Source organism: Parabacteroides sp. TM07-1AC (genome assembly GCF_003480915.1).
Classification (GTDB): domain Bacteria; phylum Bacteroidota; class Bacteroidia; order Bacteroidales; family Tannerellaceae; genus Parabacteroides; species Parabacteroides chongii.
In genome coordinates this window covers 185,823-212,456 of sequence record NZ_QUKD01000002.1, presented here as the reverse complement: position 1 = coordinate 212,456, position 26,634 = coordinate 185,823, and the positions used below count along the sequence as shown (strand labels likewise).

Here is a 26,634-nt window from a genome sequence, read left to right as displayed (position 1 = left end):
AGTTTAATTTTTATTCTAACTGTCAACTGTCACTTGTCAACTGTTAACTTGTTATATGGCTTATGCGTAAACTGCTGGACTTCCTGGTAAGAAAGAGGCATTGGTTTCTGTTTGTTTTGCTTGAGATTGTTTCGTTGATGCTGATCTATCGTAATAATGCATACCAGCGGAATATCATCTTTAGTTCGGCAAACGTATTGACCGGTCATATTTCATCTGTTTCCGGTTATGTGACATCCTATCTGGACCTGCGTGAAATAAACAAGGAGTTGCTGGAGAGGAACGGGCAGTTGGAAATGGATTTGCTGGAGTTACAGGACCGTTTGGATATGATGGTCGCCGATACACTTACTTTTAGCGGGTTTGCTCCTGATTCGACCGAACAGTTTCCGTATAGTTTTGTCTTGGCGGAGGTTGTGAATAATAGTGTAAGCCATCTTTCGAATTACATTACTGTGAATAAAGGACGTAAAGACGGTATCGCACCGGATATGGGCGTTGTTTCCGAAAGGGGAGTTGTTGGCATTGTTTCCACTGTGACAGATCAGTTCTCAGTGATTATCCCTTTACTTAATCCTAAATCACGGTTGAGTTGCAAGGTGTTGGGAAGTAGTTATTTCGGTTCGTTGAGTTGGAATGGACGAAATACCCGCTATGCCAACCTGGAAGAACTGCCACGGCATGTGGAGTTTCAGAAAGGAGATACGATCGTGACGAGCGGTTATTCGAGTGTGTTCCCGGCAGGACTGGTTGTCGGTACGGTTTCCGACTTTGAGAAACAGCACGACGATAACTTCTTTTCACTGGAGGTGGAACTGGCGACAGATTTTCAGTCGTTAAACAACGTCAGGATCATTAAGAATTATAATCAGGCAGAACAGAGAAGAGTAGAACAAGAGGCGAGGAGAAATGATTAATTTATTACGGGGGTTGATTTATTTCGTTGTATTGGTATTGATTCAGGTGTTGATCCTGAACAATATACATTTCCTGCGGGTCGCAACGCCGTTTTTATATCTTTATTTCATCATAAAGATGCCGGTAGGAACGTCGCGCGATGTGGTTGTTTTGTCTTCTTTTCTGATCGGGCTGGTGATCGATATGTTCTCAAATACACCGGGAATGCATGCTGCGGCATGTACACTGGCTGGGTTTATACGTGAACCCTTGATTCGCTTTTTCATGGGAAAGGACCTGCCCGAAGGGATCTATCCTTCCTATAAGACCTTTGGCTATGGTGGTTTCTTCCGATATGTTTTCTCATTCGTGGTGATCCATCATGTCACTTTATTCCTGATCGAATCGCTGACTTTATTCGATCCGTTATTCCTTGCGATCCGTATCGGTGCGAGTGTGGTAACGACTACATTATTAATTTGTACGATAGAAGCTTTCAATATAGAGACACAGAAGAGTGGAGACTAATACGAAGTATACACTTGAGAACAGGCGTTATGTAATAATAGGTGCCGTAGTTCTGTTGGTTCTCATCTTTATTGTTCGTTTGTTCTACCTTCAGGTAGTGGAGAACGATTATAAAGCATGGGCTGACAGTAATGCGTTTTTGAAAAAGACCCTAAACCCTTCCCGTGGGATGATCTATGACCGTAATGATAAACTGTTAGTCTACAATCAACCGGCTTACGATGTGATGCTTATCATGCGTGAGGTTCAGCCTTTCGATACGCTGGATTTCTGTAATATCCTCAATATAACCAAGGAGCAGTTTGAAAAGCAGATAGCCAATATCAAGAACCGCCGGTTGAATCCGGGATATTCGTCATATGTCCCGCAATTGTTTATGAATCATCTTTCAGCACAGGAGTGTGGCGTATTGCAGGAAAAACTGTATAAATTCCCCGGCTTTTATATCCAAAACCGTACGATTCGCCAATATGAATATCCCTATGCGGCACATGTGTTGGGTAATATAGGGGAAGTAAACCGGAAAGATATAGAAAAAGACGATTATTATGTACAGGGAGATTACGCCGGTCGTGCAGGAGTTGAACGTTCATATGAGAAAGAGTTGCGTGGTGTAAAAGGAGTGGAGATTCTTTTACGGGATGTGCATGGTCGTATAAAGGGAAAATACGATGACGGGAACAGCGATATTCATCCGGTTTCGGGTAAGAGTTTGAAACTGGCAATAGATATTGATTTGCAGGCTTACGGAGAGAAGCTGATGCGGAATAAGGTTGGAAGTATCGTGATGATAGAACCGGAAACAGGTGAAGTGCTTTGTATGGTTTCTTCACCTAATTACGATCCAAGCTTGCTGGTCGGACGCCAGCGGGGTAAGAATCATAAGATGCTGGAGGAGACTCCCCAGACTCCGCTTATCGATCGTTCTATAACAGGTTTTTATCCTCCCGGTTCGACATTTAAACCCACACAGGGGCTGATCTTTTTACAGGAAGGGGTGATAACGCCTGAAACGATGTATACCTGTGCGCATGGATATACTTATTCTCCAAAGCGGAAACCGGCCTGTCACGGACATCCTTCTCCTTTGAGTCTGGTCCCGGCTTTGGCAACTTCCTGTAACTCTTATTTCTGTTGGGGGTTACATGATATGCTGGATAGCCGCCGTCGTTATCCGACCATACAAAAAGGTTTTGAGGTTTGGAAGAATCACCTGGTATCTATGGGATACGGCTATCAGTTGGGAATCGATTTGCCTGGAGAAAGAAGAGGATTTGTCCCGAACAGTAAGTTTTATGATAATTATTATCACCGTTGGACTTCTACGACAGTCATCTCTATTGCAATCGGTCAGGGAGAAATAGCAGCAACGCCGTTACAAATTTGTAATTTGGCGGCAACAATTGCCAATCGGGGATATTTTATTACCCCTCATGTCGTGAAAGAAATACAGGATACACCTTTGGATACTCTTTATACAAACAAACGATATCCGACTGTGGATGCAAAACATTATGAAGTTGTTGCGGAAGGTATGCGTAATGCGGTACTGGGCGGTACTTGCTGGGCTGCAGCGATTCCCGGTATTGAAGTATGCGGTAAAACCGGTACAGCTGAAAACCCTCATGGAAAGGACCATTCTGCCTTTATCGGCTTTGCTCCTTATAAGAACCCGAAAGTGGCTATCTGCGTCTATGTACAGAATGGAGGTTTCGGTGCGGCGTTTGGAGTTCCTATCGGTAAGTTAATGATGGAATATTATCTGAAGGGTGAAATATCACCGGAAGATAAAGCCTTGGAAGAAAAAATGACAAATTCGGTGGTAACTGAAGACCGTGTTTATTTATTATCTGATTATGGGGTACAGAAAGACTGAAATGTGGAAGACGATTGACTGGTTTACCATTATACTTTATATGTTGATGATAGTAGCCGGTTGGTTCACTATTTGTGGTGCCAGTTTTGAGTTTGACAGCATGAGCCTGTTTGATATAAACGGACGTCCCGGATCGCAGCTGATGTGGGTGGGGATTTCTATGGTGGTTATTTTTGTCATACTGATGCTGGAAAGCGATTTCTTCGATGTCTTCGGTTATCTGATATATGCAGCTATTATCCTTTTGCTGATAGCTACTATCTTTTTTGCTCCGAATATCAAAGGGTCTCATTCGTGGTTGCAACTGGGGTCTTTCCGTATACAGCCGGCGGAGTTTGCTAAGTTTGCAACGGCACTGGCTGTGGCGAAGTTCATGAATTCTTATGGATTTCAACTGACCACAGTCAAGAACTTTTCTATAACACTCCTGCTTATTTTCCTGCCGATGATTTGTATCATTCTGCAAAAAGAAACCGGTTCGGCATTGGTTTATTTTGCTTTTTTCCTGATGCTATATCGGGAGGGCATGTCCGGATATATTCTGCTGGCAGGTGTTTGTGCGGTAGCTTTTTTTGTGACGACCATGAAGTTCTCGGATGTTGTAGTAGGTGCAACGGATATGGGAACATTGATTGTCTCTTCAATGATATTGGTTATTTCTTTTTTTCTTGTGGCTAGAATTCGCAAGAACAGGATGGCTTTACAGATTATGCTGGGAGGGACGGCTCTCGTGTATCTGGCAGCTTATATAACTTCTCTTTTTATCCCCGTAAATTTTGCCTGGGTTTCAGTGGGATTAGTCGGACTGGCTATCGTTTATCTGATATATCTTTCTCTTCGTAACTGGGTGTGGCATTATGGAATGATAGCGGCTTTTGCTTTAGGGTCGATGGCTTTTATGTATTCGGTGGATTATGTATTCGATGAAATACTGGAGCCTCACCAGCAAATTCGTATCAAGGTGTCGTTGGGATTGGAAGATGATCCCAGCGGAGCAGGTTATAATGTGAATCAGTCGAAGATCGCTATCGGGTCGGGTGGGTTGACCGGGAAAGGTTTTTTAAACGGGACACAGACCAAATTGAAATATGTGCCGGAGCAGGAAACCGATTTTATTTTTTGTACGGTAGGCGAGGAACATGGTTTTGTCGGTTCTACGCTTGTCCTTCTCCTGTTTGGGGCATTTATTATCCGATTAGTCGTGCTTGCAGAACGGCAGAATACAACATTTGGCAGGGTGTACGGATATAGTGTTGCCTCCATATTCTTCTTTCACCTGGCTATCAACGTCGGAATGGTTACCGGGCTGACTCCTGTGATCGGTATTCCGTTGCCTTTCTTCAGTTATGGAGGCTCTTCTTTATTAGGTTTTACAATCTTATTATTTATTTTCCTTCGGCTGGATGCTTCCCGGAGAGAGCGTTGATCTTCGTTGATCAGTTCACTTTTTCTACCCGGAAGCCGATTTCCTGTATACCTCTTAATGTACTGTCACGCATACCCTGGCGGAAGCTGAACGTATACATCCCCGGATGTTCGAATTTATAATTTGTCCGTATGGGAAAACTGGACTGAAATAAGGAGATACCGTGTCCATACCATTTTCCGAATTCATCCGCTAAAACACATTCTATCGTATCCCTCTTCAAAGGACCGATCGGCTGTTCTTCGTTGCAGAATAGCCAAAGATTCTGATAAGGATACATATTGTTGTTGCGAACCTCAAAAGTCAGGTTGTAAGGAGTGGTGATGTCGTCTACGTGAAAAGAAAAATAATATTCCTTATCCTTCCCCCACGTTGTGTTATCAATGGCCTGGTACTGGTCGTACAAGGCCTGTTGATCGCAGGAGAAGCATAAGAATACAAAGAGAACGACAACGATTCCTTTAAGCTTCGGGCTTATTCTCCGGTTTGTTTCCTCCCGGTTTAGCTTGATGCTGAGGTTTGTCATTATTCGCTTGTTTGTCATTATTCTCTTTAGGCTTTTGTCTGTTTCTGTTATTCCGGTTGTTATTATTGTTGTTGCGGTTGTTATTATTACCGCCTCCTTTATTACCTCCGGAGTTGTTATTGTTATTATTGTTGGGAGCCTTTTCGTTTCTGGGCTGTTTGTCGTTACCCGAAGGCCGGTTATTTGCCGGTTTGTTGTTACCGTTTTCTCTATTTTCTCCGTTGGCAGAAGCGTTCGGATGATTCCCTCCGCTATTATTGCCGTTGCCTCCGTTTCCTCCATTGCCTGACGGACGTTTTTTCTTCTTTTTCTTGACAGAGTCAAAACGAGTGACGCTATCCTGACCGAGAATATCCTGTGCATCGCGTTTAGGCGGTTGCGGTTTGGTGTCGGCTTCCAGAGTAACCGGTTTGCTTCCTTTCTTATTCATATTGATCACATCGAAAGCACGATCTGCTGATATCGTAACCAGGTTGGCGGCAAAAGATTTGTCGGTTGAATAAGTTATCTCACGTTTGAAGATGTCTGTCTTGAAGTGATAGTAATTGTTATCCTTTGTTTCAAGTACGATTTCCCTGGACGGTAAACGCTTCTGTGCTTCCACGTAAGCATCCACTTCATAGTTGATGCAACATTTCAGTTTGGCACATTGTCCGGCCAGTTTCTGAGGGTTCATGGATATATCCTGATAGCGGGCAGCACCGGTAGCCACTGAAACAAAGCTCGTCATCCAACTGGAACAGCACAATTCACGTCCGCAAGGACCTATACCACCGATACGTCCGGCTTCCTGACGGGCACCGATCTGTTTCATTTCGATACGTACACGGAATGCTTCTGCCAGGACTTTGATCAGTTGGCGGAAATCGACACGCTCGTCGGCGATATAATAGAAAATAGCCTTGTTGCCATCTCCCTGGTATTCTACGTCGCCGATCTTCATGTTCAGTCCCAGGTCTGCTGCGATCTGTCGTGAACGGATCATAGTGGCATGTTCTTTCGCCTTTGCTTCTTCGTACTTCTCTATATCAGTCGGTTTCGCTTTGCGATATACCTTCTTAGGTTCATATCCTTCCCCTGTACGTACATTGTTCTTTTTCATTTGAAGAAGAACAAGTTTTCCGGTAAGGGTGACAGTCCCTATATCATGTCCGGGACTGGCTTCGACAGCAACCATATCCCCTTTTTCAAGAGGTATTTTTGAACTATTCAGATAATACCCTTTACGGGTGTTTTTGAATTGCACTTCTACGTAATCGGTTGCATTTTCCGCATCGGGCACATCGCAGAGCCAATCGTAGGTATTCAGTTTATTATTTTGTATTTTGCTGCATCCTTTTTTCCCCATGCAGCAACTTCCTTTATTTAGTTTGAAATCCATTTTCTGGTTGTATATGTATTTATAGTCTGTACAATTACGCAAAAATAGTCAAATATTCTCAGAGAATGAGCAAGGGAAAGTGAAAAAACAAGAATAGGGAAAACGTGAAAGGCTCCCAAGCTGATATTTCTACCGTTTGGGAGCCTTTTATTATAAAAATAGTAACAGTTTAGTCTACTAAGCCGTGACTTTTAAATACCTTGTGAATTGCTTCAAGTGCATAATCCAACTGCTCTTTCGTGTGAGTAGCCATCAGTGAGAAACGGATCAGCGTGTCTTCCGGAGCAACGGCCGGAGAAACTACCGGATTTACAAAGATTCCGGCTTCGAACAATTCTTTAACGATCAGGAATGTCAGATCGTTATCACGGATGAATAACGGAATGATCGGAGTGGCGGTATGTCCGATTTCACAACCCATGTTACGGAAACCGTCCAGGGCATAGTGAGTCAGATCCCACAGATGTTCGATACGTTCCGGTTCGCTCAACATGATATCGAGTGCGGCACCTGCTGCTGCTGTAGCTGCCGGCGTGTTGCTGGCACTGAAAATGTAAGAACGTGAATTGTGACGGAGGTAGTTGATCGTGTCTTTATCAGAAGCGATAAATCCACCGATAGAAGCCAGTGATTTACTGAATGTACCCATAATGAGGTCTACGTCGTCGGTAACACCGAAGTGGTTACATGTTCCGCGTCCGTGATCACCTAGAACTCCCAGGCCGTGTGCTTCGTCAACCATGACGCTGGCATTGTATTTCTTTGCCAGTGCTACGATTTCGGGAAGTTTGGCTATATCTCCTTCCATACTGAATACTCCGTCGATAACGATCAGCTTCACCTTGTCAGGTTCGCATTTCTGGAGTTGTTTTTCCAGCGATTCCATGTCGTTATGCTTGTATTTCAGTTTAGTTGAGAAAGACAGACGATGGCCTTCAATGATGGAGGCGTGGTCCAGCTCATCCCACAAGATATAATCTTCACGTCCTGTCAGACAGGAAACTACTCCCAGGTTCACCTGGAAACCTGTTGAATACACGATCGCATCTTCTTTTCCTACGAATTCAGCCAGACGTTTTTCCAATTCAATATGGATGTCAAGCGTACCATTCAGGAAACGTGAACCGGCACAACCCGTACCGTACTTTTTGATCGCTTCAATTGCTGCCTCTTTTACCTTAGGATGATTAGTCAATCCTAAATAAGCGTTTGAGCCAAACATCAAGACTTTTTTACCACTGATCATTACTTCAGTATCCTGATCGCTTTCGATCATTCTGAAATAAGGGTAAATTCCTGCAGCCATCGCTTTTTGAGGAGCATCGTACTTTGCTAGTTTCTCTTGTAAAAGTTTCATATTATTATTGAAGAGAATGATTTTCTCGCTTATTAAAATTCCATTATAGAATTAAGGGTTTGTCGTATACATATTCACCTATGTTTCGGCAAATCCAGCCGCAAAAGTAGTAAAAAAATAACTTATAGTAGCCTTAATGCTTTAAAAGTTTTACAAAAGCATTATTTTTGTCGCTTCAATCTTTATAAACAGTTAGGATGGGCGGAAAAAAAATAAAGGTGCAGGCTATAATAAATCCTATTTCCGGCGTCGGTTCGAAAAGAAAGATACCTAAGATGATCGAGCAAATGTGCGAGAAAGGCGATTGTCCGTTGGAGATTTCTTTCACCGAATATGCGGGGCATGCCAGTGAGTTGACGAGAAAGGCAATTGACGAAGGAGCCAATTGTATTATAGCTGTAGGTGGCGACGGCACGGTGAATGAAATAGCCCGTGCGATGGTTCATTCGGATGCCGTTTTGGGGATTGTCCCGAAAGGGTCCGGCAACGGGTTGGCCCGTGAGCTCCATATACCGATGGATGCTAAACGGGCATTGGAGCTGATAATCAAAGGACATGTTTCCACTATCGATTGCTGCAAGGCGAACGACCGTGTATTCTTTTGTACCTGTGGGGTAGGTTTTGATGCGGCGGTAAGCCAGAAGTTCGCTGAGGAAAAACGGCGCGGATCTCTTACCTATATAAAAAATACGGTGGCGGAATATTTGAGTTACAAGCCGGAACCATATGAGTTGCTGGTGGATAACCAGACCATTAAGGAGAAAGCTTTTTTGGTGGCATGTGCCAACGCCTCCCAGTATGGAAACAATGCGTTCATTGCCCCTCATGCCAATATACAGGACGGGCAGATGGATTTGACTATATTGTCGCCTTTTACACCGTTGGATATAGCGCCTTTGGCAATCCAGTTATTTACAAAGCAGATCGATCGGAACAGTAAGATCAAGACAATGAAAGCGCGTCAGGTAACCATTATCCGTCAGAGTCCGGGTGTTATGCATCTGGATGGAGAGCCTGTTATGGCAGATAGCCGGATCGATATTTCGGTCATACCGCAGTCTTTACATGTGATAACGCCTGAAGTGATATCCTTTACCGAGGAGGTTCATAATTTGTTTGGTGAAGTAACGCGTTTCTTCGACAAGAAACTACCTTACATTTTCAGATAAAAATCTTTGGTTAATGCTATATATTCCGGGGTGTACTGGTGTCTGGATTCTTCTATGACCAGTGTATCCCGGTTTGTTGTATCTGTTTCTACTGCCGATAACTCAATCAGTAATCGTTTGGGGTGAGCTCCGGGGACAGGTATTACGTCTGTCTGTCTGGAAACAAATAAAGAATTTTTCCGGGCAATCGATTCTACTTCCTCCAATTGTTCGTAAGGCAGGACCAGGGCTATACGTCCGGAAGAAGATAACAGGGAACAGGCATTTTCAACCAGTTCGGATAAAGGCAGGCTGTCCGTATGGCGTGCAACCGAACGTTTATCGTCCGGACATTTCAAGGAATTTATAAAATAGGGAGGATTGGAAACGATCAGATCGTATTTTTTACGGGTAACCGAACCGGCAAATTCCGAACAGGCAGCATGTATAACCCTGATTCTTTCAGCGAATGGAGATGCCTTCACATTCTCTTCCGCCTGGATACAGGCATCGTTGTCTATGTCGATCGCATCGATATCTCCCGTACTTCGCTGGGCGAGCATTAGAGCGATGATTCCTGTACCGGTTCCTATATCCAAAATGTTTTTACAGTCGGCGAGATTGACCCATGCTCCGAGCAAAACGGCGTCTGTTCCGACTTTCATTGCACACTTATCATGCCATATCGTGAACTTTTTGAATTGAAAATAAGGATTTGCCATACATATTTTTATATTGTGAGGGGCAAAAGTAGCTAGAATTACCTGAAAAGCTGTAACTTTGGCACGTTTATTGTATCAATAAGTACAATTGATAGGGAAGTAATATGATGAAAGAAAGAATGAAGAGGTTTACCGATGAGTCGTATGACGATTTGGACGATAATATTGGGATTGTAATGCCTATCCTTACAGAATGTGATGTGGATGAGGATTTTACAGATGGTATAGATAAAGTAGGGAATGTGGTTCCTATTCTTCCGTTGAGGAATATGGTACTTTTTCCGGGAGTAGCCATGCCGGTCATTGTCGGCAGGCCTAAATCTATGCGTCTGATAAAAGAGGCTGTTCACAATAAATCTTTGATCGGTGTTGTCTGTCAGAAAGAAGTGAACACGGAGGATCCGGAGTATAATGATTTGTATACGACCGGTGTAATCGCAGATATTGTCCGTGTACTTGAAATGCCGGATGGTACGACAACGGTGATTCTGCAAGGAAAGAAACGTTTCTCCCTGGATGCTCTGGAAGAAACAGAACCCTATCTGAAAGGAAAAATAACTTTGCTGGAAGATAGGATGCCGGATAAGACCGACCGTGAGTTTGAGGCGCTTATCTCAACGATCAAAGATCTGACAATTAAAATGTTGGGTTCGATGAGCGAGCCGCCGCGTGATTTGATCTTCTCCATAAAGAATAATAAGAATGTCCTTTATCTGGTCAACTTCTCCTGTAGCAACATCCCCAGCGGAGCTTCAGAAAAGCAGGAACTTCTGTTGATCGGCGACCTGAAGGATCGTGCTTATCGTTTGTTGTTTATTCTGAATCGTGAATATCAGCTGGTAGAACTGAAGGCTTCTATCCAAATGAAAACACATGAAGATATAAACCAGCAGCAACGGGAATATTTCCTGCAGCAGCAGATCAAGACTATTCAGGAAGAACTGGGTGGAAATATAAACGAACTGGAAATAAAAGAGTTACGGGAAAAGGCCAGAAAGAAAAAATGGCCGGCTTCTGTTGCTGAGATATTTGAGAAAGAGGTGCGTAAGCTGGAACGTTTGCATCCGCAATCGCCTGACTTCTCCATACAGACACAATATGTGCAGACGATCGTTAATTTGCCGTGGAATGAATACAGTAAAGATAACTTCAACCTGGTACATGCCCAGAAGGTTCTTGACCGTGATCATTACGGACTGGAAAAGGTAAAGGAACGTATCATCGAGCATTTGGCGGTCTTGAAGCTGAAAGGAGACATGAAGTCGCCGATTATCTGTTTGTACGGACCTCCGGGAGTGGGTAAAACTTCGCTGGGTAAATCTGTCGCTGAAGCGTTGCACCGTAAATATGTGCGTATATCGTTAGGCGGTCTGCATGATGAAGCAGAGATACGCGGTCATCGTCGTACGTATATAGGGGCTATGAGTGGCCGTATTATTCAAAATATCCAAAAGTCGGGAAGCTCGAATCCTGTGTTTATCCTGGATGAAATAGATAAAGTAACGAATGATTTCAAAGGTGATCCTGCTTCTGCCTTACTGGAAGTCCTGGATCCGGAACAGAACTCCGCTTTCCACGATAACTATCTGGATATCGATTATGATTTGAGTAAAGTCATGTTTATCGCTACGGCAAACAATTTGAATACGATTTCACAGCCTTTGCTGGATCGTATGGAGTTGATTGAAGTGAGCGGATATATCCTGGAAGAAAAAGTAGAGATCGCTGCCCGTCATTTGGTACCGAAGCAACTGGAAGCTCATGGCCTTAGTAAAGGCAAGGTGAAGTTTCCTAAAAAGACTTTGCAGGTTATTGTCGAATCATATACCCGTGAAAGCGGTGTCCGTGAACTGGATAAAAAGATTGCCAAGATCATGCGTAAACTGGCTCGTAAAGTCGCTTCCGACGAAGCTATCCCATCGCAGATCAAACCGGAAGATCTGCATGAATATCTGGGGCCGGTAGAATACAGTCGTGATAAATATCAGGGGAATGAATATGCCGGTGTTGTAACCGGATTGGCGTGGACCGCTGTAGGAGGAGAGATCCTTTTCGTGGAATCCAGCCTGAGCCGGGGAAAAGGGTCGAAGTTAACTTTGACAGGTAACTTAGGGGATGTAATGAAAGAATCTGCCATGTTGGCACTTGAGTATATCCATGCCCATGCCTCTGTCTTCAATATAAATGAGGATTTGTTCGAAAACTGGAATGTACATATCCATGTTCCTGAAGGAGCGATCCCGAAAGACGGGCCCAGTGCCGGTGTGACCATGGTTACGTCTTTGGTATCGGCATTTACACAGCGTAAGGTACGGAAGAATCTGGCAATGACCGGAGAGATTACATTGCGTGGTAAGGTGCTTCCGGTTGGAGGTATCAAGGAAAAGATCCTGGCTGCCAAACGGGCAGGTATCAAGGAACTGATTCTTTGCAAGGAAAACCAAAAGGATATCGAAGAGATCAAAGCGGATTATGTAAAAGGATTGACTTTCCATTATGTGGAAGATATCCATCAAGTGATCGATCTTGCCTTGTTAAAGGAAAAAGTAGATAATCCGTTATTCTGATAGTTATCATGACGGATCAAATCCGTCATGACTAAATAAAAAAGCCGATGTAAATCAATTTATACATCGGCTTTTTTATTACTGATTGATTTTTATTCAGCTTTTTCTTCAGCGCTGGTTTCTGTTTCAGCTGTTGCTTCTTCAGCGACAGGTTCTTCCTCCGGTGTGAAGTCTGTGATTTCAGCTCCGATCAGGATGTTATACCATGTCAGCAATTTTTTGATATCGCTCGGATATACTCTTTCGCGGTCAAAATCAGGTAAAACTTCAGCAAAATAAGTACGCAATGCCTTTGTGTCGGAAGGTACTGTTACTTTGGCTCCGTTTTCTTTATTTTTTACGCTGGTAAGCACTTCGTGCAAAGGAACTTCAGTCTCGTTCGTGTAAATAGCGATATCACCAAGCGAGATCACTTTATCTTTTGCATAAGCTGGTACTCTTTTTTTATCTGTCAGCGATTCGACAATCAGCATGTTCTTTCCGTGGGAAACCAATCTAAATAATCCCGGTTTTCCCGAAATAGACAAAATAGTCTTCAACATAATCTTTGTTTTCTAATAGTGTTAAACTTTAAAGCTGCAAATGTAGCATAACTATACGATTTATTCCTATAAAGACGCCAGAAATTTTTCAACCTGGGGCAGTAAAGCCTGCTTATCGTCATTGTAGATAACATAATCGGACCAGTCTCTTTTTGTTTCATCCGGCAGTTGGTTCTCAATACGGCGAATGATTTCTTCCCGGGCAGTATTATCCCGTGAAACCGCCCGTTCGATACGGATCTCCCGGGGGGCATATACCATCAGGCTTTTGTCAACGACTTTGTTGAAGCCCGACTCGAAGAGAATTGCCGATTCGATAGCACATATGGGGCTGGCCTGAGCTTTTGTCCAGGCGGAAAAATGATTGTTCACTTCCGGATGGATAATGGCGTTTACCTGTTGAAGATATTCCGGATTAGTGAATATATGGGAAGCCAGTAGCTTCTTGTTCAGTCCTTTGTCGGTATAAAGGTCGTCTCCGAACAAAGCAGTGAGCTTTTCTTTGATTGCCGGTGATGTTTCGGTCAGAATCTTACTCTCCGTGTCAGCTACGTAGACCGGTATTCCATACAGGTTCAGCAAGGAAGCAATGACCGATTTGCCACTTCCTATACCACCGGTTATTCCGATTTTGATCATTGAAGGTTGTTTTGTTCCAGGATGAATTCTATTTTGTCCGGGACAAGCGTTGTGGTGGTTACCCAATCCGGCTTTTTCGTCAGTTGGATTGGTAGGGTACCCGACACGTTTTGTTCCAGATCTTTAAATGAAAATTTGATCTCAAATGCGTCTTCCGATAAGTCCTTGAACCGGGATAATGGAATACTGCATGTAACTTTTGCTACAGACGGGAAAGTACGCAATGTATAGTGCGAAGGTAAATCCGTACAAAGAACCGGTATTTCCAGTGTTTTTTCCGTAAATTCCTCTATAGGAATCGTGATGGTAACGCTCGTCGGGTCATAAGTCGCTTCGCTGACCTTTTGCAGTTGTACCGTCTTGGTGATTGTTTTGTTGCCTTTTTTTATTTCAGTAAATACCGTTTTAGCCTGGTTCAGGGTATCCAGTACTACATCACTGGCATATACACTGATATTCATCGGTGAGATCGTTATGCTTCCGGATACGTGGAAACCTGGATTTGTCTGGATTGTCCCGTTGAAAACCACCGGGATATCTTTCTTGATGCGTTTACTGTAAGGCGCTTCAATGTGCTGAGGTTCGAAACCTACCAGCGAAGTGGTTGCCAGCAATTGTTTTTGGATATCGTTCTCAATCGCTTTTTTCGCAATGGATAAAGAGCCGCTTTTCTCTGCCTGATTTTTCATGTTCATTTCGATCGGGGCAAACGATCTCCCGAAGGAATAGTTCAGCAGAACACTTCCTTTATCTTTTACTTTAGCAATCACCTCCTGCGGAGGCGTTTCCGTAAAAGAAATATCGGGTGGGATATTCTTATATCTGACCGGTATGTTGATCTCTATTTCGTATTCCTGCTGAAGGCTCTGCAATAGCCAAAAGCCTAATGACAGTAGTACAAAAAAGAAAAAGATTAATGCTTCTTTCCATCTCTGACGACGCAGAAAAGCATTAATCTTCATCCGGGCAGACTTGAATGATTGATTTATATTATCAAGCTGCGGCATATTTGTTGTTCCTTATTTTTGCTGTGCGTCTTCTGATGAAGCAAAGATAGAAGTTTTATCGACACGGATACGTACTCCGTCTGAAATTTCTATCAGCATATAAGTGTCACCGATTTCTTTAATCTTTCCGTAGATACCTCCGGCTGTAATCACTTTATCACCAGCTTTCAACGCTTCACGCGATTTTTGGATCTCTTTCTGCTTTTTCTGTTGCGGACGGATCATAAAGAAATAGAAGATCGCAACGATAACCACCATCATTAGGATGCCTGACCACTGTGACTGGCCTCCGGCAGCCTGAAGTAAAATACTAACTAAGCTCATAATTAATTATATTCATTTATAAATTTGTACCAAGTTGACTAGCTACAAATGTAAGTATAATAATTAGTCTTTAAGCAATACCTTTTCTTTTTTTAACTCGGATACGATAGAATCTAATATACCGTTGATAAATACTCCGCTCTTTGGCGTACTGTAATATTTTGCAATGTCGATATATTCGTTCAGTGTGACGTTGATAGGTATTGACGGGAATGTCATGATCTCTGCCAGTGCAACCTGCATGATGATCAAGTCCATATTGGCAATACGTTCAGCTTCCCAGTTCTTCATATGCTTGTTGATGCGTTCGCGATATTCAGCGCCTTTCAACAAAGACTGGCGGAACAGTTTAATTGCAAACGACTGGTCTTCCAGATCTTTGAACATCGGCAACAGTTTCTGCTTGCTTCCGCTTTTTTCCTCAAATTGCTTGATCGTTTTTAATGTAAACGTTTCGACGATTCCGATATCGTCGTTCCAGTAGATGCTTTTGTCTTCCAGGTAATCTTCGATAACTTCATTACCACAGATTAACTTTTTGAATACGGCACGCCAGAATTCCTTGTCTGTTTCGTACGAATCGTTCTCGTTGTCCAGATATTCGTTGTACAAATCCGAAGCCAGGATTATATCCAATACATTCTTGATGAAGTCTTCGTCGTTAACCCATGACAACCCTTGTTCTGCTACATATTTTTGGAGAGCTTCGTTTTCTGCCACCTGGGCGGTGAAACGGTTATCCACCAAACGGGTATTGGGGTTCAATTCGGCATAAGTCGGCATGTACTTGCTTTTTTTAGCGTCGAGTGTCCGTCTTTGCAGGTTAGTGACTTCGATAATAAGAAGAAGGAAATAGTGATATAAGTCATACGACTTCCGTAAGCTGAAAAGCAATTCATTTTCCGCTACTTTGAGGTCATTGTTTCCGTTTTGATAGAATGAGTAAACTATCTGTAAAACTTTAATGCGGATTAAAATTCTGTTGATCATCGTTTGAAGGAACTACTTTATTATAAATTAGGATGCAAAGGTAGTCAATCTTTTGATAAAAGTGCCTCGCTTTATTTAATTTTACATGTGTTAGGCGTTATTTTACACTTTCAAACGTAAAATGAGATATTTTGATGCGTTAAAATAGTTGTTGTTTAAAAAAAAATGCACATATTTGAAGCAAGTTATGAATATTGGGTGGGTTTTTAACAAATGTTGGCTAATATGGATGAGTCGGTGAAGAAAATACAGGTTGAAGGTGGCGATAAAGAGATTTTGTACTCTAAAGCCATAAAAGCAGGTAAGCGGATCTATTATCTGGATGTGAAGAAAAACTTGAAAGACGATTTGTTCCTGGCGGTGACCGAAAGTAAAAAGGTACAGCCTAAGAACGGAACACAGGTATCTTTCGAGAAACATAAGATTTTCCTTTATAAGGAGGATTTTGAAAAGTTTATGGAGGGTATGAATGATGTGATCAATTACATCAAACAACGAAACTCCGAAGATCAAAAAGCACAGGCCCCGGATGCTGAGACAAATACAGACGATGGTTCGGATGAGATAAAGCTGGATATCGATTTCTAAAGAGGGGGAAAAATAATAACGGACTGTTTTTCTGATAAAGAAAAAACAGTCCGTTATCTTTTATAGGTAGCCTGTTGCCAGGTTTGCCTATTTCCTGCGGTTTAAGCCGGATGAATTGCTTCTGTAGGACAAGCGTCAGCACAAGTGCCACAATCTGTACACATTTCAGGATCGATATGATAGATATCACCTTCCGAAATTGCTCCTACCGGACACTCGTCGATGCAAGTACCACAAGCAATACAATCTTCACTAATTAAATAAGCCATTTTCTTAAACGTTTAAATTGATAACTATTAGTTGGTGCAAAAATAGAGTTTTATTTGTATTTCTGCAATAAGTTCTGATCTTTTTCGTTATTATTCAAAATTGATTGAGAGTTGAGACGTCTATTATTTTTATTATTGATATGTAGTCTTGCCATTCCTGGTGTGATGGCACAGAAAGAGAAGGTTAAGAATCAGCCGTATGCCGACTTGAAGTGGGTTCATTTGGGATTCCATGTCGGATTGCATGCGCAGGATTTGTTATTGACCAATACCGGTGTGGCAACCGACGGTGAGACATGGTTTGCTGAAATTCCCAGTTATTCACCCGGATTCAGTGTCGGTGTGATAGGGGATATGTATCTGAATCCTTATTTTAATCTGCGTTTTATACCTACGGTGCATTTCGGAGATAAAAAGTTTCTGTTCCGCGAACAAGCTACCGGCGAAGAGTTCACTACTTCTGTTCGTTCCACGATCCTGAGCTTTCCTCTGAGTGTGAAATATTCAGCCCTCCGTTTGAATAACTATCGTCCTTATCTGATTGGCGGTATATTCGGAGCAATGGACCTCGGACGTAAGAAAGGAATGCCGGTCTTATTGAAAGGGGCCGATTTTGGTTTGGAATTCGGTATAGGATGTGATATTTACCTGCCGTTCTTCAAGCTCTGTCCTGAATTGAAGTTTAGTTTCGGACTGGTCGACCTGCTACAGAAAGACCGTAGTGACCTGACGGATAAAGATCTTATCAAATATCCGAATGCATTATCGAAAGCGACTTCCCGTATGGTTTCGCTGACGTTTAATTTCGAATAAATAGTTCTATATAAATGTAGGCGGCAGGGGCAGCCAGCATCAGGCTGTCGAACCGGTCGAGCATTCCGCCGTGGCCGGGGAGTACGTTCCCCGAGTCTTTTACACCCAGTGTGCGTTTCAACAGCGATTCGATCAAATCTCCCCAGGTGCCGAACAGGACAACGGTAGCTGATAATCCCAGCCAATTGTACCAGCTTACTTCCGGTGCATACCATGCCAGTGCTTGTGAAGCACTCAATACGACAGCCAGGCCTCCGAAGAATCCTTCCCATGACTTTTTAGGGGAAATTCGTTCAAACAATTTCCTCTTCCCGATCATCGAACCGACCAGATAGGCTCCGGTATCGTTCAACCAGATGAAAATGAAAATAGCCATAATAAATAATGGAGAATAAACGATCTGCCCCGGAGTATCCGGCAGGGCTGCTATAAAGTTCAGCATCGAAAATGTCCCGGCACAATAGACCTGTGCAAAAATGGTAAATGCCCAGTTATTGATCGGGTTCGGGGCTTTGTAGTATAATTCGGCAACTAGTGTATATATAAGGAATAGGAGATAAGGCAGGAAGACTACACCGTCGGCCAGTTGGTTGGTGTAGGCAAAAGTGGCAGCGAATAAATAAGCCCCTCCCAATGAAGATATAGTCCGTTTGATGGAGGCCTCTTCATAATGTTTCACTAAACCGTAAAATTCCCATAAAGTCAATCCGGTAATTAAGCCGAATACAACAAGGAAAGAGATTGGATGGTAGCAAATAGCTCCCACTAGGATCGCAACGAAAATTATACCGGTAAGCGCCCGTTTTATCAGATTTTTCAATACTGTATCGTTTTGTTCGTTTGTTGATTTATTTTTCGTGCAAAGATAAAGAATAAATCTAAATATATACAGAGAGACCGGGCAGTTCTTTCTTGAAGAATACTGTCCGGTCTCTTTTTATTTATCGGATAAATGTTTGTCAGGCAATATTGTCAGTCTCACTGACATTCGCTGTAACAGCCTGGACCTTATTATCGGTTGATTGGCAGTCTGTATCTTCCGGCTTTTTATCGTCGGAAGCCTGTTTCTCATTATTCGCCTTTTCCTGTAGCTCCAGGATTTCCTGTGAGCGTGAGATCCAGGCCCGTTTACCAAAGATATGCTCCACATCTTCCGTATAGATCACTTCCCGTTCGAGTAGAACCTGTGCCAGTTGGTTGTGTCCTTCTGCATTTTCTGACAGGATTTTCTTTGCACGTTCATATTGTTCGTTGATGATCTTTTGTACTTCCTGGTCGATCATGCGGGATGTCTCTTCACTGTATGGTTTAGTGAATCCCCAGTCCTGACCGGTTGAATCGTAATAATTCAGGTTCGGAAGTTTATCACTCATACCGAAATAAACCACCATGGCATATGCCTGTTTGGTTACACGCTCCAGGTCGTTGGATGCACCGGTCGAGATCTTACCGAGGAACAATTCTTCGGCAGCACGTCCGCCCAGTGTTGCACACATTTCGTCGAGCAATTGTTCGCGCGTAGTGATCTGACGTTCTTCCGGCAGATACCAGGCAGCTCCAAGAGCTTTACCTCGCGGTACAATCGTTACCTTTACCAACGGGTTGGCATGTTCAAGCAGCCAGCTCAATGTGGCATGTCCGGCTTCGTGGTTGGCGATGCTGTTGCGTTCGTCAGCTGTAGTTATTTTAGTCCGTTTTTCCAGACCGCCGACAATACGGTCTACAGCATTCATGAAATCTTCTTTTTGTACAAATTTCTTTCCGCTACGGGCTGCGATTAAGGCTGCTTCATTACAAACATTGGCAATATCGGCACCTGAGAATCCCGGAGTCTGGCGAGCCAGAAATTCAGCATCGACACTTTCGTCTATTTTGATCGGGCGTAAATGTACGCCGAATATTTCTTTACGTTCATTCAGGTCGGGCAATTCCACATGGATCTGACGGTCGAAACGTCCTGCACGCAGTAAAGCCTTATCCAGAATATCGGCGCGGTTGGTTGCTGCCAGGATAATCACACCGCTGTTTGAACCGAAACCGTCCATTTCTGTCAGCAACTGGTTCAGGGTATTCTCACGCTCGTCGTTACTGTTCATGTTTACGTTTTTGCCACGGGCACGACCTACGGCATCAATTTCATCGATGAACACGATGCAAGGCGACTTCTCTTTAGCCTGGCGGAACAAGTCACGAACACGTGATGCACCCACGCCGACAAACATTTCAACGAAGTCTGAACCCGACAGTGAGAAAAACGGAACATCCGCTTCACCTGCTACAGCCTTTGCCAGCAACGTTTTACCTGTTCCCGGAGGACCTACCAAGAGAGCTCCCTTCGGAATTTTACCACCCAGTTCCGTATATTTTTCAGGATTTTTGAGGAACGAAACGATTTCTTCCACTTCCTGTTTGGCCTCTGACAAACCTGCTACATCTTTAAATGTCACTTTCCGGTCATTATCTTTGTCAAAGAGTTGTGCTTTCGCTTTGCCGACACTGAATACTCCACCTGGACCACCGCCTGCACCGCCGGACATTCTTCTCATCAGGAAAATCCATACGGCAATGATCAGGATGATCGGTCCGAAAGAAACCAAAAAGTTCCATATGGCATCATCTCCTTCTTCGAAGCGCACTTGTGTGTCGACATGATTATCTGTCACCGCTTTATCGTAAAAATCGGAAAATTTGTCTGCAGATGGTATCTTTACGTATACTTTCGGGTTAGTCCCCAGTGCAGTGCTGTCACTTTTAAATACCAATCCTTTCTTTCCGCTTTTAACGGTGGCTTCAACCAGATTTTTCTTGTTGTAGACAACCATTTTGTCAAACACATTCTCCTGAGCCAGCTTTTGGAATTCAGTCCATCCCAGCTCTTTCGATGCCGAGGAGTCGTTTGTCAGGTATAACGCAAAAAGCATTATGAATATTAGCCCGTACATCCAATACAGGTTAAACCGGAACATTTTAGGCTTATTGTTCTTCGGCGCTTTATTAAACATGTCGTTTTTATTTTCCATACTTTGAATTCGATAATATTAACCCGGCTTAATCGAGATCCGGTATCTGCGTGACTTTAACGTCCGACCACAGTGTTTCCAGATTATAGAACTCGCGTTGTTCCGGTAAGAATATGTGTACAAGAACCGTGCCATAATCCATTCCTATCCACTCGGCACTTTGGTTGCCGTCAACAGACAATGGCTTTTCTCCAGCCTCTCTACGTGCAAAATCCCATACTGAATCAGATAGGGCCGACACTTGGGTGGGGGTGCTACCTTCACAGATCACCATGTATTGGCAAATCGCTCCGGGTATCTGGGTTAAATCTACGGTTACAATATTTTTGCCTTTTTTATCTTGCAGGCCTTCTACAATTGTTTTTACTAATTCGTTTGTTTGATCCATTTATTTTTTATTGAATAATTTTCGAAGTTGCAAATATACTCCTTAATTTATTATCTGCATCCTTTCTCTCTTTAATATATGTATAAACCCTGTAATTTCAAAACAGGAGAAAAAGAAAAATGTTTATTTTGATGAAATTTTTTTGCAAAATATTTGCAAGAATAAAAAATGTCCGTATCTTTGCACCCGTAATCGAGAAACATACTACTCGAAGCTACAAAAACTGTTCTATGGTGTAATGGTAACACGTCAGATTCTGGTCCTGAAATTCCAGGTTCGAGCCCTGGTAGAACAACAAGAAAGGTTTGAAATTCATTTTTCAAACCTTTTTTTTGTTTTTATTCTTCACTTCCTTTTCCCCATCTGAAACCGATGCAATCAAGCAAATGGATACGTTCGCTGCTGAGTTTGTTTCTTCTTTTCAGATAAGCCATTCTCATCCACCACGAGTATAGAGATTCTTCTATCGGATCTTCGGATTTGACACGGGGGTATCTTTTTTTGCTTGCTGTGAATTCACAAAATTCGTGATATCTTTCGATCCATATTCTGTTGACCCGCTCCGGAGAACGTCCGTTGTTGCCATAACTGCCGGTCCAGTCGAAGCCCAGATCATTCAATTTTTTGATCTGTCTGGAAGTCAGCGTGACGCTTGTGTCCGTCTGATTTTTGTAAGCCCTCATTTTGCTGCACCATTTGGCCAGTTTCGTTTCTTCCGGATCTTTAGTGTGGACAGGCCAGTGCCCCGTATTGTTATAGAACTCCTTCACCAGATCGAAAGATTCCTTCCATGTCCTTCTCGATGTATATGAATCCCAGCGAAAGCCGATAGCATCCAACAATTTGATACGTTTTTTATTTAGTTTGTATTTAGGCGTGTTTTTTCTGGTGATCCGTTGTGCCAGACACCAGTGGAAAAGCCTGAGTTCTTCCGGGTCTGTTGTTTTGTTGGAAGGCCATCGCTTTTCTCTTTCTATAAATTCCTTTACATTCTCGTAATTAGTCAACCACTGTTCTTCCTTTTTCTGAGTCTTCTCTACGTCGATCCTGTCGATTAATTGGATCTGTTTTTCTGTAAGCTTTTCCGGAGTATGATTTCTGATAAATCTATATCTGATAATCCATTCAGCCAAATGTCTCTCTTTTTCATTTTTTGATGTAAGCATAGGCCATCTGTTGTTCTTTTCGTAAAAAGCAACAACGGCATTCTGTTTGGTATTTCTTTTCTTCTTTCTCCTTTTCATATACTAGCGACTCTTGAACGACTTTATCCTCCTCAAAGATATTCAAATATTTGATTTCTAGTGATATCATTTAATATCATTTTGACAGAATGTTATTTTACCCCTGTTTTCTCTAGGTTTTATAGGAGATATTCACGTCTGTTTTCAAAATATCCGTTTCTCACGAGGGAAAATGAATACAAATGGTTTTTGTTTGATTGTTTGGGCTAACATATTGAGAGTGGTTAATGGAAATTCTCCATTTATCTTACAAAGTGAATGGCAAGCAAAGGTATCAGGTATTATATTAGGTAAGCTTTATGGTACAAAATTCCCCAACCGTAAACTTTTTATCCGGAAGTTTACGGTTGGGGGATTGAATTTATCAGATATGATTGATTAATTCTGTTCTTTCAGGATTACATCGTGTGCACCGCCTTCTACGATACTTGTTGAGGAAACCAATGTAATCTTAGCACTTCTCTGCAAAGCGGGGATTGTGATAGCACCACAACTGCACATAGTTGATTTGATCTTGCCTAACGTCAGATTCAGATTGTCTTTCATCTTACCGGCATAAGGAACGTAACTGTCTACACCTTCTTCAAATTTCAGTGAAGCAGTTCCTCCCATATCGTAACGTTGCCAGTTTTGGGCACGGTTTGAACCTTCTCCCCAATATTCTTTTACGAAATTATTTCCGATACGCAGTTTCTTTGTAGGTGATTCGTCGAAACGGGCAAAATAACGTCCCATCATCAAGAAGTCAGCACCCATTGCCAATGCCAGTACCATGTGATAATCGTGTACCAGACCACCGTCACTACAGATAGGAATATAAATGCCTGTCTTTTCCTTGTATTCGTCGCGAGCTTGCGCAACATCGATCAGGGCTGTAGCCTGTCCGCGCCCGATACCTTTCTGTTCACGTGTGATACAGATGGAGCCGCCGCCGATACCGACTTTGATAAAATCAGCTCCAGCTTCTACCAAATATAAAAATCCTTCTCTGTCTACCACGTTTCCGGCTCCGACCTTTACTTTGTCGCCATATTCCTTCTTGATCCATTTCAGTGTTTCATATTGCCATTCGGAATAACCGTCTGAAGAGTCGATACACAATACATCCACACCGGCTTCAACCAGGGCAGGGACGCGTTCCGTATAGTCGCGGGTATTGATACCTGCACCAACCAGCAATTTCTTGTCAGCACCGGATATCTCGTTCGGATTCTCGCGGTGGCTGTCATAATCCTTGCGGAATACGAAATATGCCAGGTTCTGGTCTTTGTCTATGATCGGAAGTGTATTCAGTTTATGATCCCAGATGATTTGGTTGGCTTCTTTCAGCGTGATACCGACTTCGCCGACGATCAGCTTGGAGAAAGGAGTCATAAATTCTTTTACTTTTGTGGAAGGATCGTCTTTTTCTGCACGATAGTCGCGGCTGGTAACCAACCCCAGCAGTTTACCGTTAGGGGTTCCGTCGTCGGTGATACCGATTGTGGAATGTTCTGTCTTGTTCACCAGGTCGATCACGTCGGCCAGTGTGTTTTCGGGTGTCAGATTGGAATCGCTGGTAACAAAACCTGCTTTGAATTTCTTTACTCTTCTAACCATTTCAGCCTGGCTTTCAATAGGCTGTGAACCGAAAATGAAGGAAAGACCACCGTTGCGGGCGAGTTCAATTGCCAGTTCCGGACCGGATACCGATTGCATGATTGCTGATACAAACGGGATATTTAATTCGATAGATGACTTATCGCCAACATTGTGTTTGACAAGCGAAGTTTTTAAAGATACGTTTGTTGGCACACATTGTTTTGTAGTCAGACCGGGAATAAGAAGGTATTCACCGAAGGTTCTAGATACATCGTTTAAGTAAACTGCCATATGATTAATATTTACTGGATGAATTTTTGTGCAAAAGTACTGAATTCTGTTCAGATATGTTTTATATATAACCATTTTTCATACGAATAAAAAGGGGTATTATAGAGTGAGGGGGGATGCCGGAACTTTTTCAATGGCTCAAATGTTATATATGTGAATTAAAGAGGAGGAATATTTTATGAAAATGGTAGTAGATAAGGCGAACTCTCGCGGATATGCAAACCACGGCTGGCTGAAAACATATCATACATTTAGTTTTGCCAATTATTACAACCCTAAAAGAGTACATTTCGGAAAGTTGCGTGTCTTGAATGATGATACGGTTGCACCGCGTGAAGGTTTTGATACACACCCGCATAAGAATATGGAAGTTATCTCTATACCGCTGAATGGTTATTTGCGGCATGGTGACAGTATACAAAATAGCGAAACGATTACTCCGGGAGATATACAGGTGATGAGTGCCGGTACGGGTATTTTCCACAGCGAGTTTAATGACAGTGCTGAACAGCAACTGGAGTTTCTGCAGATATGGATTTTCCCACGTGAAGAGAATACCAAGCCGAAGTACAACAATTACGATGTACGTCCTTTGTTGAAAAAGAATGAGTTATCTCTGATCCTTTCACCAGACGGTGAAACACCGGCGGCGATCAATCAGGATGCCTGGTTCTCGTTGGGGACATTGGATGCCGGACAGATCAAGGAGTATAAACTTCATAAAAAAGAGACAGGCGTGTATCTTTTCGTTATCGAAGGAGAAGTGGAGGTGAATAACACCACCTTATCCAAGCGGGATGGTGCCGGCTTCTATGATACTGACAGTATTACAATAGAAGTTCTGAAGGATGCGAAAGTCTTATTGATGGAAGTCCCGATGAATTGATTTTTTGGATCTTTTGGTTAATATGGATATGAAGGAGGTATGTTGTAACGGCATACCTCCTTCTGTTTTTTTAGTAGTCTCTGTCGGATAGAAAATCGATCATTCGAAGAATAGCACGGCTACAGGCCGGACAGAACGGGGCGTAATCGCGCATCATGCAATGATCCATCGGTCGGTAAATTCCTTTGGATATGTAGCCGCCTCCTTCAAATACACCGGGCTTGTCTTTATACGTAGCGTTCAGGGGTGTTGGAACAGGGGTATTGGTGGGTAACAAATCTTTCCACTTGCTGTCAAAATCGACCAGTGTGGTGATATTGGGTTCCCAGGGCTCGTATTCCAGATTGTAGAAATCCTGATAGGCTACTTCGGAAGAGAAATACTCGTCTGCCAGTCCGGCGAAACTATGTCCGAACTCATGGACGAAAACATGCTGCGTTTTTTCGTTATCAGCTGTTCCCATTGCATAGAAATTATACATGCCGCCTCCGCCGTATGTGTCCGTATTGACTAGCAGGAATATAGCATCGCAGGGAACATTCCATACGGCATCGCGGATGGATTTCATATCCGGTGTCGTTAGATAGCGGTCGACTCCGAATGTGTAATATCCGGAATTCAAAGCCGTGTTCTTGTAAATACCTTTGCCGGAAATATCGGTTCCTTTATCTTCTGAAATGAGATTTACAGCCCATACATTAAAGTCTTCCCGGCGTGTAGTATAGGGTGGTGTCTGAAATAATGTTTCAGTGAACTTCTTTGCATCGGCTACAAATTTTTCCTGATCGTCTGCGGTGTAACCTTCTGCAATGAAGACCAAGTCGACCTTTTCTTTAGAATCTCCTTTATATTGGATTTGAGTCACTTTATTGTCTTTCAGTTTACCTCGGTCGATAAAAATACTGGTCGGGTCGATATCCATTTTTAACAGGGAATGAAATTGCATATCCGCTTTGTCGCGTGCTGTGATTTCGACAACGACTGTTGTTTTCGGATAGGGCACTGAGATACTGTTTATCCATGATTGAGTTTCCGTTTTAGCTTGTTCTGTGCTACGCCATTCTTCAAAAAGTGTGTTGAAGCCGCGCGAATAGATCAATTCGTTATTTGATTTGTCATATATATTGACATAATACCCTCCGTAATTGAATTTGTCGATCAAATTTTTCACGGGACCTCCCCATACAGGTTCTTCCCGCAGTTGCTGTATGGCTGCTGCCTGGAACTGTGTATTTCCGCTTAATGCGAAATCTATCCGCAGGCTTTTGATGGTGAAGTATTTGTCGAACTCATTTTGTGCCAGGCATGTAAGGCTACAAAAACAGGCGATTAGAAGCAGGGAAATTTGTGTTCTCATATTTTTAGTGTTTTATCAGGTGTGATTTGTACGCACAAATATAGTATAAAAAATTAATCCCGGGAAGGACTCCCGGGATTAACCCTCTTCTCTTAGTTATGATGGAACTTTGCACCATCTCACGGCGTATCCCTTATCGCCCTCCTTTTGACTAAATTATTACCTATTATTTATAACACTACATGATTCTGTAGCAAAGTTCGCTTATTCGTTTACCCTTGCCAAACTTATCTGATGGATAATATCTATGAGGCGATAGACTGTATT

26 protein-coding genes and 1 tRNA gene are annotated in these 26,634 nt (G+C 42.7%); 11 read left to right on the top strand and 16 right to left on the bottom strand.

Annotation, left to right across the window (positions count from 1 at the left end; all coding sequences use genetic code 11):
- The first annotated feature begins 62 nt into the window (after positions 1–62).
- From mreC to rodA, 4 genes are read left to right on the top strand one after another with little or no spacing between them, the layout of a single operon-like run.
- The gene (gene mreC, locus DXD68_RS05600; protein WP_122360684.1) at positions 63–917 is read left to right on the top strand and encodes a rod shape-determining protein MreC; all 855 of its coding nucleotides are present in this window, start codon (positions 63–65) and stop codon (positions 915–917) included.
- Entirely contained in the window at positions 910–1,425 is a 516-nt protein-coding gene (gene mreD, locus DXD68_RS05595; protein WP_122360683.1) for a rod shape-determining protein MreD, read from the top strand. Before mreC ends, mreD begins: the two co-directional genes overlap by 8 nt.
- The gene (gene mrdA, locus DXD68_RS05590) at positions 1,415–3,301 is read left to right on the top strand and encodes a penicillin-binding protein 2 (protein WP_122360682.1); all 1,887 of its coding nucleotides are present in this window, start codon (positions 1,415–1,417) and stop codon (positions 3,299–3,301) included. Before mreD ends, mrdA begins: the two co-directional genes overlap by 11 nt.
- Complete coding sequence (gene rodA / locus DXD68_RS05585; protein WP_122361074.1) at positions 3,282–4,727, top strand: rod shape-determining protein RodA; 1,446 nt, start codon at positions 3,282–3,284, stop codon at positions 4,725–4,727. The genes mrdA and rodA overlap by 20 nt, the downstream gene beginning before the upstream one ends.
- Before the next feature lie 10 nt (positions 4,728–4,737).
- Here the strand turns inward: rodA and gldH are convergent, their stop codons facing one another.
- The 3 genes from gldH to spt form a co-directional block, all read right to left on the bottom strand.
- On the bottom strand, positions 4,738–5,253 hold the full coding sequence (gldH, locus tag DXD68_RS05580) for a gliding motility lipoprotein GldH (RefSeq protein WP_122360681.1): 516 nt from the start codon (positions 5,251–5,253) through the stop codon (positions 4,738–4,740).
- A complete protein-coding gene (locus DXD68_RS05575; RefSeq protein WP_122360680.1) occupies positions 5,189–6,634 on the bottom strand; it encodes a stage 0 sporulation family protein in 1,446 nt (481 codons plus the stop codon). Before DXD68_RS05575 ends, gldH begins: the two co-directional genes overlap by 65 nt.
- 169 nt (positions 6,635–6,803) lie before the next feature.
- Complete coding sequence (spt, locus tag DXD68_RS05570; RefSeq protein WP_122360679.1) at positions 6,804–7,991, bottom strand: serine palmitoyltransferase; 1,188 nt, start codon at positions 7,989–7,991, stop codon at positions 6,804–6,806.
- A gap of 197 nt (positions 7,992–8,188) precedes the next feature.
- On the opposite strand from spt, the gene DXD68_RS05565 reads away from it, so the two are divergent.
- On the top strand, positions 8,189–9,160 hold the full coding sequence (locus DXD68_RS05565; RefSeq protein ID WP_122360678.1) for a diacylglycerol/lipid kinase family protein: 972 nt from the start codon (positions 8,189–8,191) through the stop codon (positions 9,158–9,160).
- Here the strand turns inward: DXD68_RS05565 and DXD68_RS05560 are convergent.
- Positions 9,145–9,861 (bottom strand): tRNA1(Val) (adenine(37)-N6)-methyltransferase, encoded by a 717-nt coding sequence (locus DXD68_RS05560; protein WP_122360677.1) that lies wholly within the window; start codon positions 9,859–9,861, stop codon positions 9,145–9,147. The two genes, DXD68_RS05565 and DXD68_RS05560, sit on opposite strands and share 16 nt — an antisense overlap.
- 104 nt (positions 9,862–9,965) lie before the next feature.
- On the opposite strand from DXD68_RS05560, the gene lon reads away from it, so the two are divergent.
- Positions 9,966–12,428 (top strand): endopeptidase La, encoded by a 2,463-nt coding sequence (lon, locus tag DXD68_RS05555; RefSeq protein WP_122360676.1) that lies wholly within the window; start codon positions 9,966–9,968, stop codon positions 12,426–12,428.
- 92 nt (positions 12,429–12,520) lie between these two features.
- Here lon and DXD68_RS05550 read toward each other — a convergent pair whose 3' ends face one another.
- The 5 genes from DXD68_RS05550 to nusB all read right to left on the bottom strand — a co-directional run bounded on the left by DXD68_RS05550 (position 12,521) and on the right by nusB (position 15,930).
- On the bottom strand, positions 12,521–12,970 hold the full coding sequence (locus DXD68_RS05550; protein WP_122360675.1) for a DUF5606 domain-containing protein: 450 nt from the start codon (positions 12,968–12,970) through the stop codon (positions 12,521–12,523).
- Between the two features lie 66 nt (positions 12,971–13,036).
- Positions 13,037–13,609, bottom strand: a complete 573-nt coding sequence (coaE, locus tag DXD68_RS05545) for a dephospho-CoA kinase (protein WP_122360674.1) — start codon at positions 13,607–13,609, stop codon at positions 13,037–13,039.
- Positions 13,606–14,616: a YbbR-like domain-containing protein gene (locus tag DXD68_RS05540; RefSeq protein WP_122360673.1), complete on the bottom strand. Its 1,011-nt coding sequence runs from the start codon at positions 14,614–14,616 to the stop codon at positions 13,606–13,608. The genes coaE and DXD68_RS05540 overlap by 4 nt, the downstream gene beginning before the upstream one ends.
- A 12-nt stretch (positions 14,617–14,628) precedes the next feature.
- The gene (yajC, locus tag DXD68_RS05535; protein WP_122360672.1) at positions 14,629–14,940 is read right to left on the bottom strand and encodes a preprotein translocase subunit YajC; all 312 of its coding nucleotides are present in this window, start codon (positions 14,938–14,940) and stop codon (positions 14,629–14,631) included.
- Between the two features lie 63 nt (positions 14,941–15,003).
- A complete protein-coding gene (nusB, locus tag DXD68_RS05530) occupies positions 15,004–15,930 on the bottom strand; it encodes a transcription antitermination factor NusB (RefSeq protein ID WP_122360671.1) in 927 nt (308 codons plus the stop codon).
- Between the two features lie 225 nt (positions 15,931–16,155).
- On the opposite strand from nusB, the gene DXD68_RS05525 reads away from it, so the two are divergent.
- A complete protein-coding gene (locus tag DXD68_RS05525; protein ID WP_122361073.1) occupies positions 16,156–16,518 on the top strand; it encodes a DUF3276 family protein in 363 nt (120 codons plus the stop codon).
- Between the two features lie 101 nt (positions 16,519–16,619).
- Here DXD68_RS05525 and DXD68_RS05520 read toward each other — a convergent pair whose 3' ends face one another.
- Positions 16,620–16,787, bottom strand: coding sequence for a DUF362 domain-containing protein (locus tag DXD68_RS05520; RefSeq protein WP_122360670.1), 168 nt, complete (start codon positions 16,785–16,787; stop codon positions 16,620–16,622).
- 111 nt (positions 16,788–16,898) lie between these two features.
- On the opposite strand from DXD68_RS05520, the gene DXD68_RS05515 reads away from it, so the two are divergent.
- Positions 16,899–17,600 (top strand): porin family protein, encoded by a 702-nt coding sequence (locus DXD68_RS05515; protein WP_122360669.1) that lies wholly within the window; start codon positions 16,899–16,901, stop codon positions 17,598–17,600.
- Here DXD68_RS05515 and DXD68_RS05510 read toward each other — a convergent pair.
- The 3 genes from DXD68_RS05510 to rsfS all read right to left on the bottom strand — a co-directional run bounded on the left by DXD68_RS05510 (position 17,587) and on the right by rsfS (position 21,008).
- A complete protein-coding gene (locus tag DXD68_RS05510) occupies positions 17,587–18,420 on the bottom strand; it encodes a phosphatidate cytidylyltransferase (protein WP_122360668.1) in 834 nt (277 codons plus the stop codon). The genes DXD68_RS05515 and DXD68_RS05510 overlap by 14 nt on opposite strands.
- Before the next feature lie 139 nt (positions 18,421–18,559).
- Complete coding sequence (gene ftsH, locus DXD68_RS05505) at positions 18,560–20,620, bottom strand: ATP-dependent zinc metalloprotease FtsH (RefSeq protein WP_122360667.1); 2,061 nt, start codon at positions 20,618–20,620, stop codon at positions 18,560–18,562.
- Positions 20,621–20,648: 28 nt separating this feature from the next.
- A complete protein-coding gene (gene rsfS, locus DXD68_RS05500) occupies positions 20,649–21,008 on the bottom strand; it encodes a ribosome silencing factor (protein ID WP_122360666.1) in 360 nt (119 codons plus the stop codon).
- Between the two features lie 224 nt (positions 21,009–21,232).
- Here rsfS and DXD68_RS05495 point away from each other — a divergent pair.
- Positions 21,233–21,303 (top strand) — tRNA-Gln (locus DXD68_RS05495).
- Positions 21,304–21,346: 43 nt separating this feature from the next.
- Here the strand turns inward: DXD68_RS05495 and DXD68_RS05490 are convergent.
- Positions 21,347–22,252 carry a helicase associated domain-containing protein gene (locus tag DXD68_RS05490; RefSeq protein WP_122360665.1) on the bottom strand — a complete coding sequence of 302 codons (906 nt, stop codon included), beginning with the start codon at positions 22,250–22,252 and terminating at the stop codon, positions 21,347–21,349.
- Positions 22,253–22,424: 172 nt separating this feature from the next.
- Between DXD68_RS05490 and DXD68_RS05485 the strand changes: the two genes are divergently transcribed.
- Positions 22,425–22,634, top strand: a complete 210-nt coding sequence (locus DXD68_RS05485; protein WP_122360664.1) for a hypothetical protein — start codon at positions 22,425–22,427, stop codon at positions 22,632–22,634.
- Here DXD68_RS05485 and DXD68_RS05480 read toward each other — a convergent pair.
- Positions 22,631–24,124, bottom strand: a complete 1,494-nt coding sequence (locus DXD68_RS05480) for an IMP dehydrogenase (RefSeq protein ID WP_122360663.1) — start codon at positions 24,122–24,124, stop codon at positions 22,631–22,633. The genes DXD68_RS05485 and DXD68_RS05480 overlap by 4 nt on opposite strands.
- A gap of 178 nt (positions 24,125–24,302) precedes the next feature.
- On the opposite strand from DXD68_RS05480, the gene DXD68_RS05475 reads away from it, so the two are divergent.
- Positions 24,303–25,010 (top strand): pirin family protein, encoded by a 708-nt coding sequence (locus DXD68_RS05475; protein ID WP_122360662.1) that lies wholly within the window; start codon positions 24,303–24,305, stop codon positions 25,008–25,010.
- A 70-nt stretch (positions 25,011–25,080) separates the two neighbouring features.
- On the opposite strand, the gene DXD68_RS05470 is transcribed toward DXD68_RS05475, so the two are convergent.
- Positions 25,081–26,367, bottom strand: a complete 1,287-nt coding sequence (locus DXD68_RS05470) for a M64 family metallopeptidase (protein ID WP_122360661.1) — start codon at positions 26,365–26,367, stop codon at positions 25,081–25,083.
- Between the last annotated feature and the right edge of the window lie 267 nt (positions 26,368–26,634).

What these genes read in the sequence shown, in the direction of transcription:
- gldH (WP_122360681.1), bottom strand. Translation starts at nt 5,253, where the DNA reads ATGACAAACCTCAGCATCAAGCTAAACCGGGAGGAAACAAACCGGAGA.
- DXD68_RS05470 (WP_122360661.1), bottom strand. Translation starts at nt 26,367, where the DNA reads ATGAGAACACAAATTTCCCTGCTTCTAATCGCCTGTTTTTGTAGCCTT.
- mreC (WP_122360684.1), top strand. Translation starts at nt 63, where the DNA reads ATGCGTAAACTGCTGGACTTCCTGGTAAGAAAGAGGCATTGGTTTCTG.
- DXD68_RS05475 (WP_122360662.1), top strand. Translation starts at nt 24,303, where the DNA reads ATGAAAATGGTAGTAGATAAGGCGAACTCTCGCGGATATGCAAACCAC.
- DXD68_RS05525 (WP_122361073.1), top strand. Translation starts at nt 16,156, where the DNA reads ATGGATGAGTCGGTGAAGAAAATACAGGTTGAAGGTGGCGATAAAGAG.
- DXD68_RS05550 (WP_122360675.1), bottom strand. Translation starts at nt 12,970, where the DNA reads ATGTTGAAGACTATTTTGTCTATTTCGGGAAAACCGGGATTATTTAGA.
- spt (WP_122360679.1), bottom strand. Translation starts at nt 7,991, where the DNA reads ATGAAACTTTTACAAGAGAAACTAGCAAAGTACGATGCTCCTCAAAAA.
- DXD68_RS05520 (WP_122360670.1), bottom strand. Translation starts at nt 16,787, where the DNA reads ATGGCTTATTTAATTAGTGAAGATTGTATTGCTTGTGGTACTTGCATC.
- DXD68_RS05480 (WP_122360663.1), bottom strand. Translation starts at nt 24,124, where the DNA reads ATGGCAGTTTACTTAAACGATGTATCTAGAACCTTCGGTGAATACCTT.
- DXD68_RS05565 (WP_122360678.1), top strand. Translation starts at nt 8,189, where the DNA reads ATGGGCGGAAAAAAAATAAAGGTGCAGGCTATAATAAATCCTATTTCC.
- DXD68_RS05560 (WP_122360677.1), bottom strand. Translation starts at nt 9,861, where the DNA reads ATGGCAAATCCTTATTTTCAATTCAAAAAGTTCACGATATGGCATGAT.
- DXD68_RS05490 (WP_122360665.1), bottom strand. Translation starts at nt 22,252, where the DNA reads ATGAAAAGGAGAAAGAAGAAAAGAAATACCAAACAGAATGCCGTTGTT.
- mreD (WP_122360683.1), top strand. Translation starts at nt 910, where the DNA reads ATGATTAATTTATTACGGGGGTTGATTTATTTCGTTGTATTGGTATTG.
- rsfS (WP_122360666.1), bottom strand. Translation starts at nt 21,008, where the DNA reads ATGGATCAAACAAACGAATTAGTAAAAACAATTGTAGAAGGCCTGCAA.
- coaE (WP_122360674.1), bottom strand. Translation starts at nt 13,609, where the DNA reads ATGATCAAAATCGGAATAACCGGTGGTATAGGAAGTGGCAAATCGGTC.
- DXD68_RS05485 (WP_122360664.1), top strand. Translation starts at nt 22,425, where the DNA reads ATGAATACAAATGGTTTTTGTTTGATTGTTTGGGCTAACATATTGAGA.
- rodA (WP_122361074.1), top strand. Translation starts at nt 3,282, where the DNA reads ATGGGGTACAGAAAGACTGAAATGTGGAAGACGATTGACTGGTTTACC.
- nusB (WP_122360671.1), bottom strand. Translation starts at nt 15,930, where the DNA reads ATGATCAACAGAATTTTAATCCGCATTAAAGTTTTACAGATAGTTTAC.
- DXD68_RS05540 (WP_122360673.1), bottom strand. Translation starts at nt 14,616, where the DNA reads ATGCCGCAGCTTGATAATATAAATCAATCATTCAAGTCTGCCCGGATG.
- lon (WP_122360676.1), top strand. Translation starts at nt 9,966, where the DNA reads ATGATGAAAGAAAGAATGAAGAGGTTTACCGATGAGTCGTATGACGAT.
- ftsH (WP_122360667.1), bottom strand. Translation starts at nt 20,620, where the DNA reads ATGGAAAATAAAAACGACATGTTTAATAAAGCGCCGAAGAACAATAAG.
- yajC (WP_122360672.1), bottom strand. Translation starts at nt 14,940, where the DNA reads ATGAGCTTAGTTAGTATTTTACTTCAGGCTGCCGGAGGCCAGTCACAG.
- DXD68_RS05575 (WP_122360680.1), bottom strand. Translation starts at nt 6,634, where the DNA reads ATGGATTTCAAACTAAATAAAGGAAGTTGCTGCATGGGGAAAAAAGGA.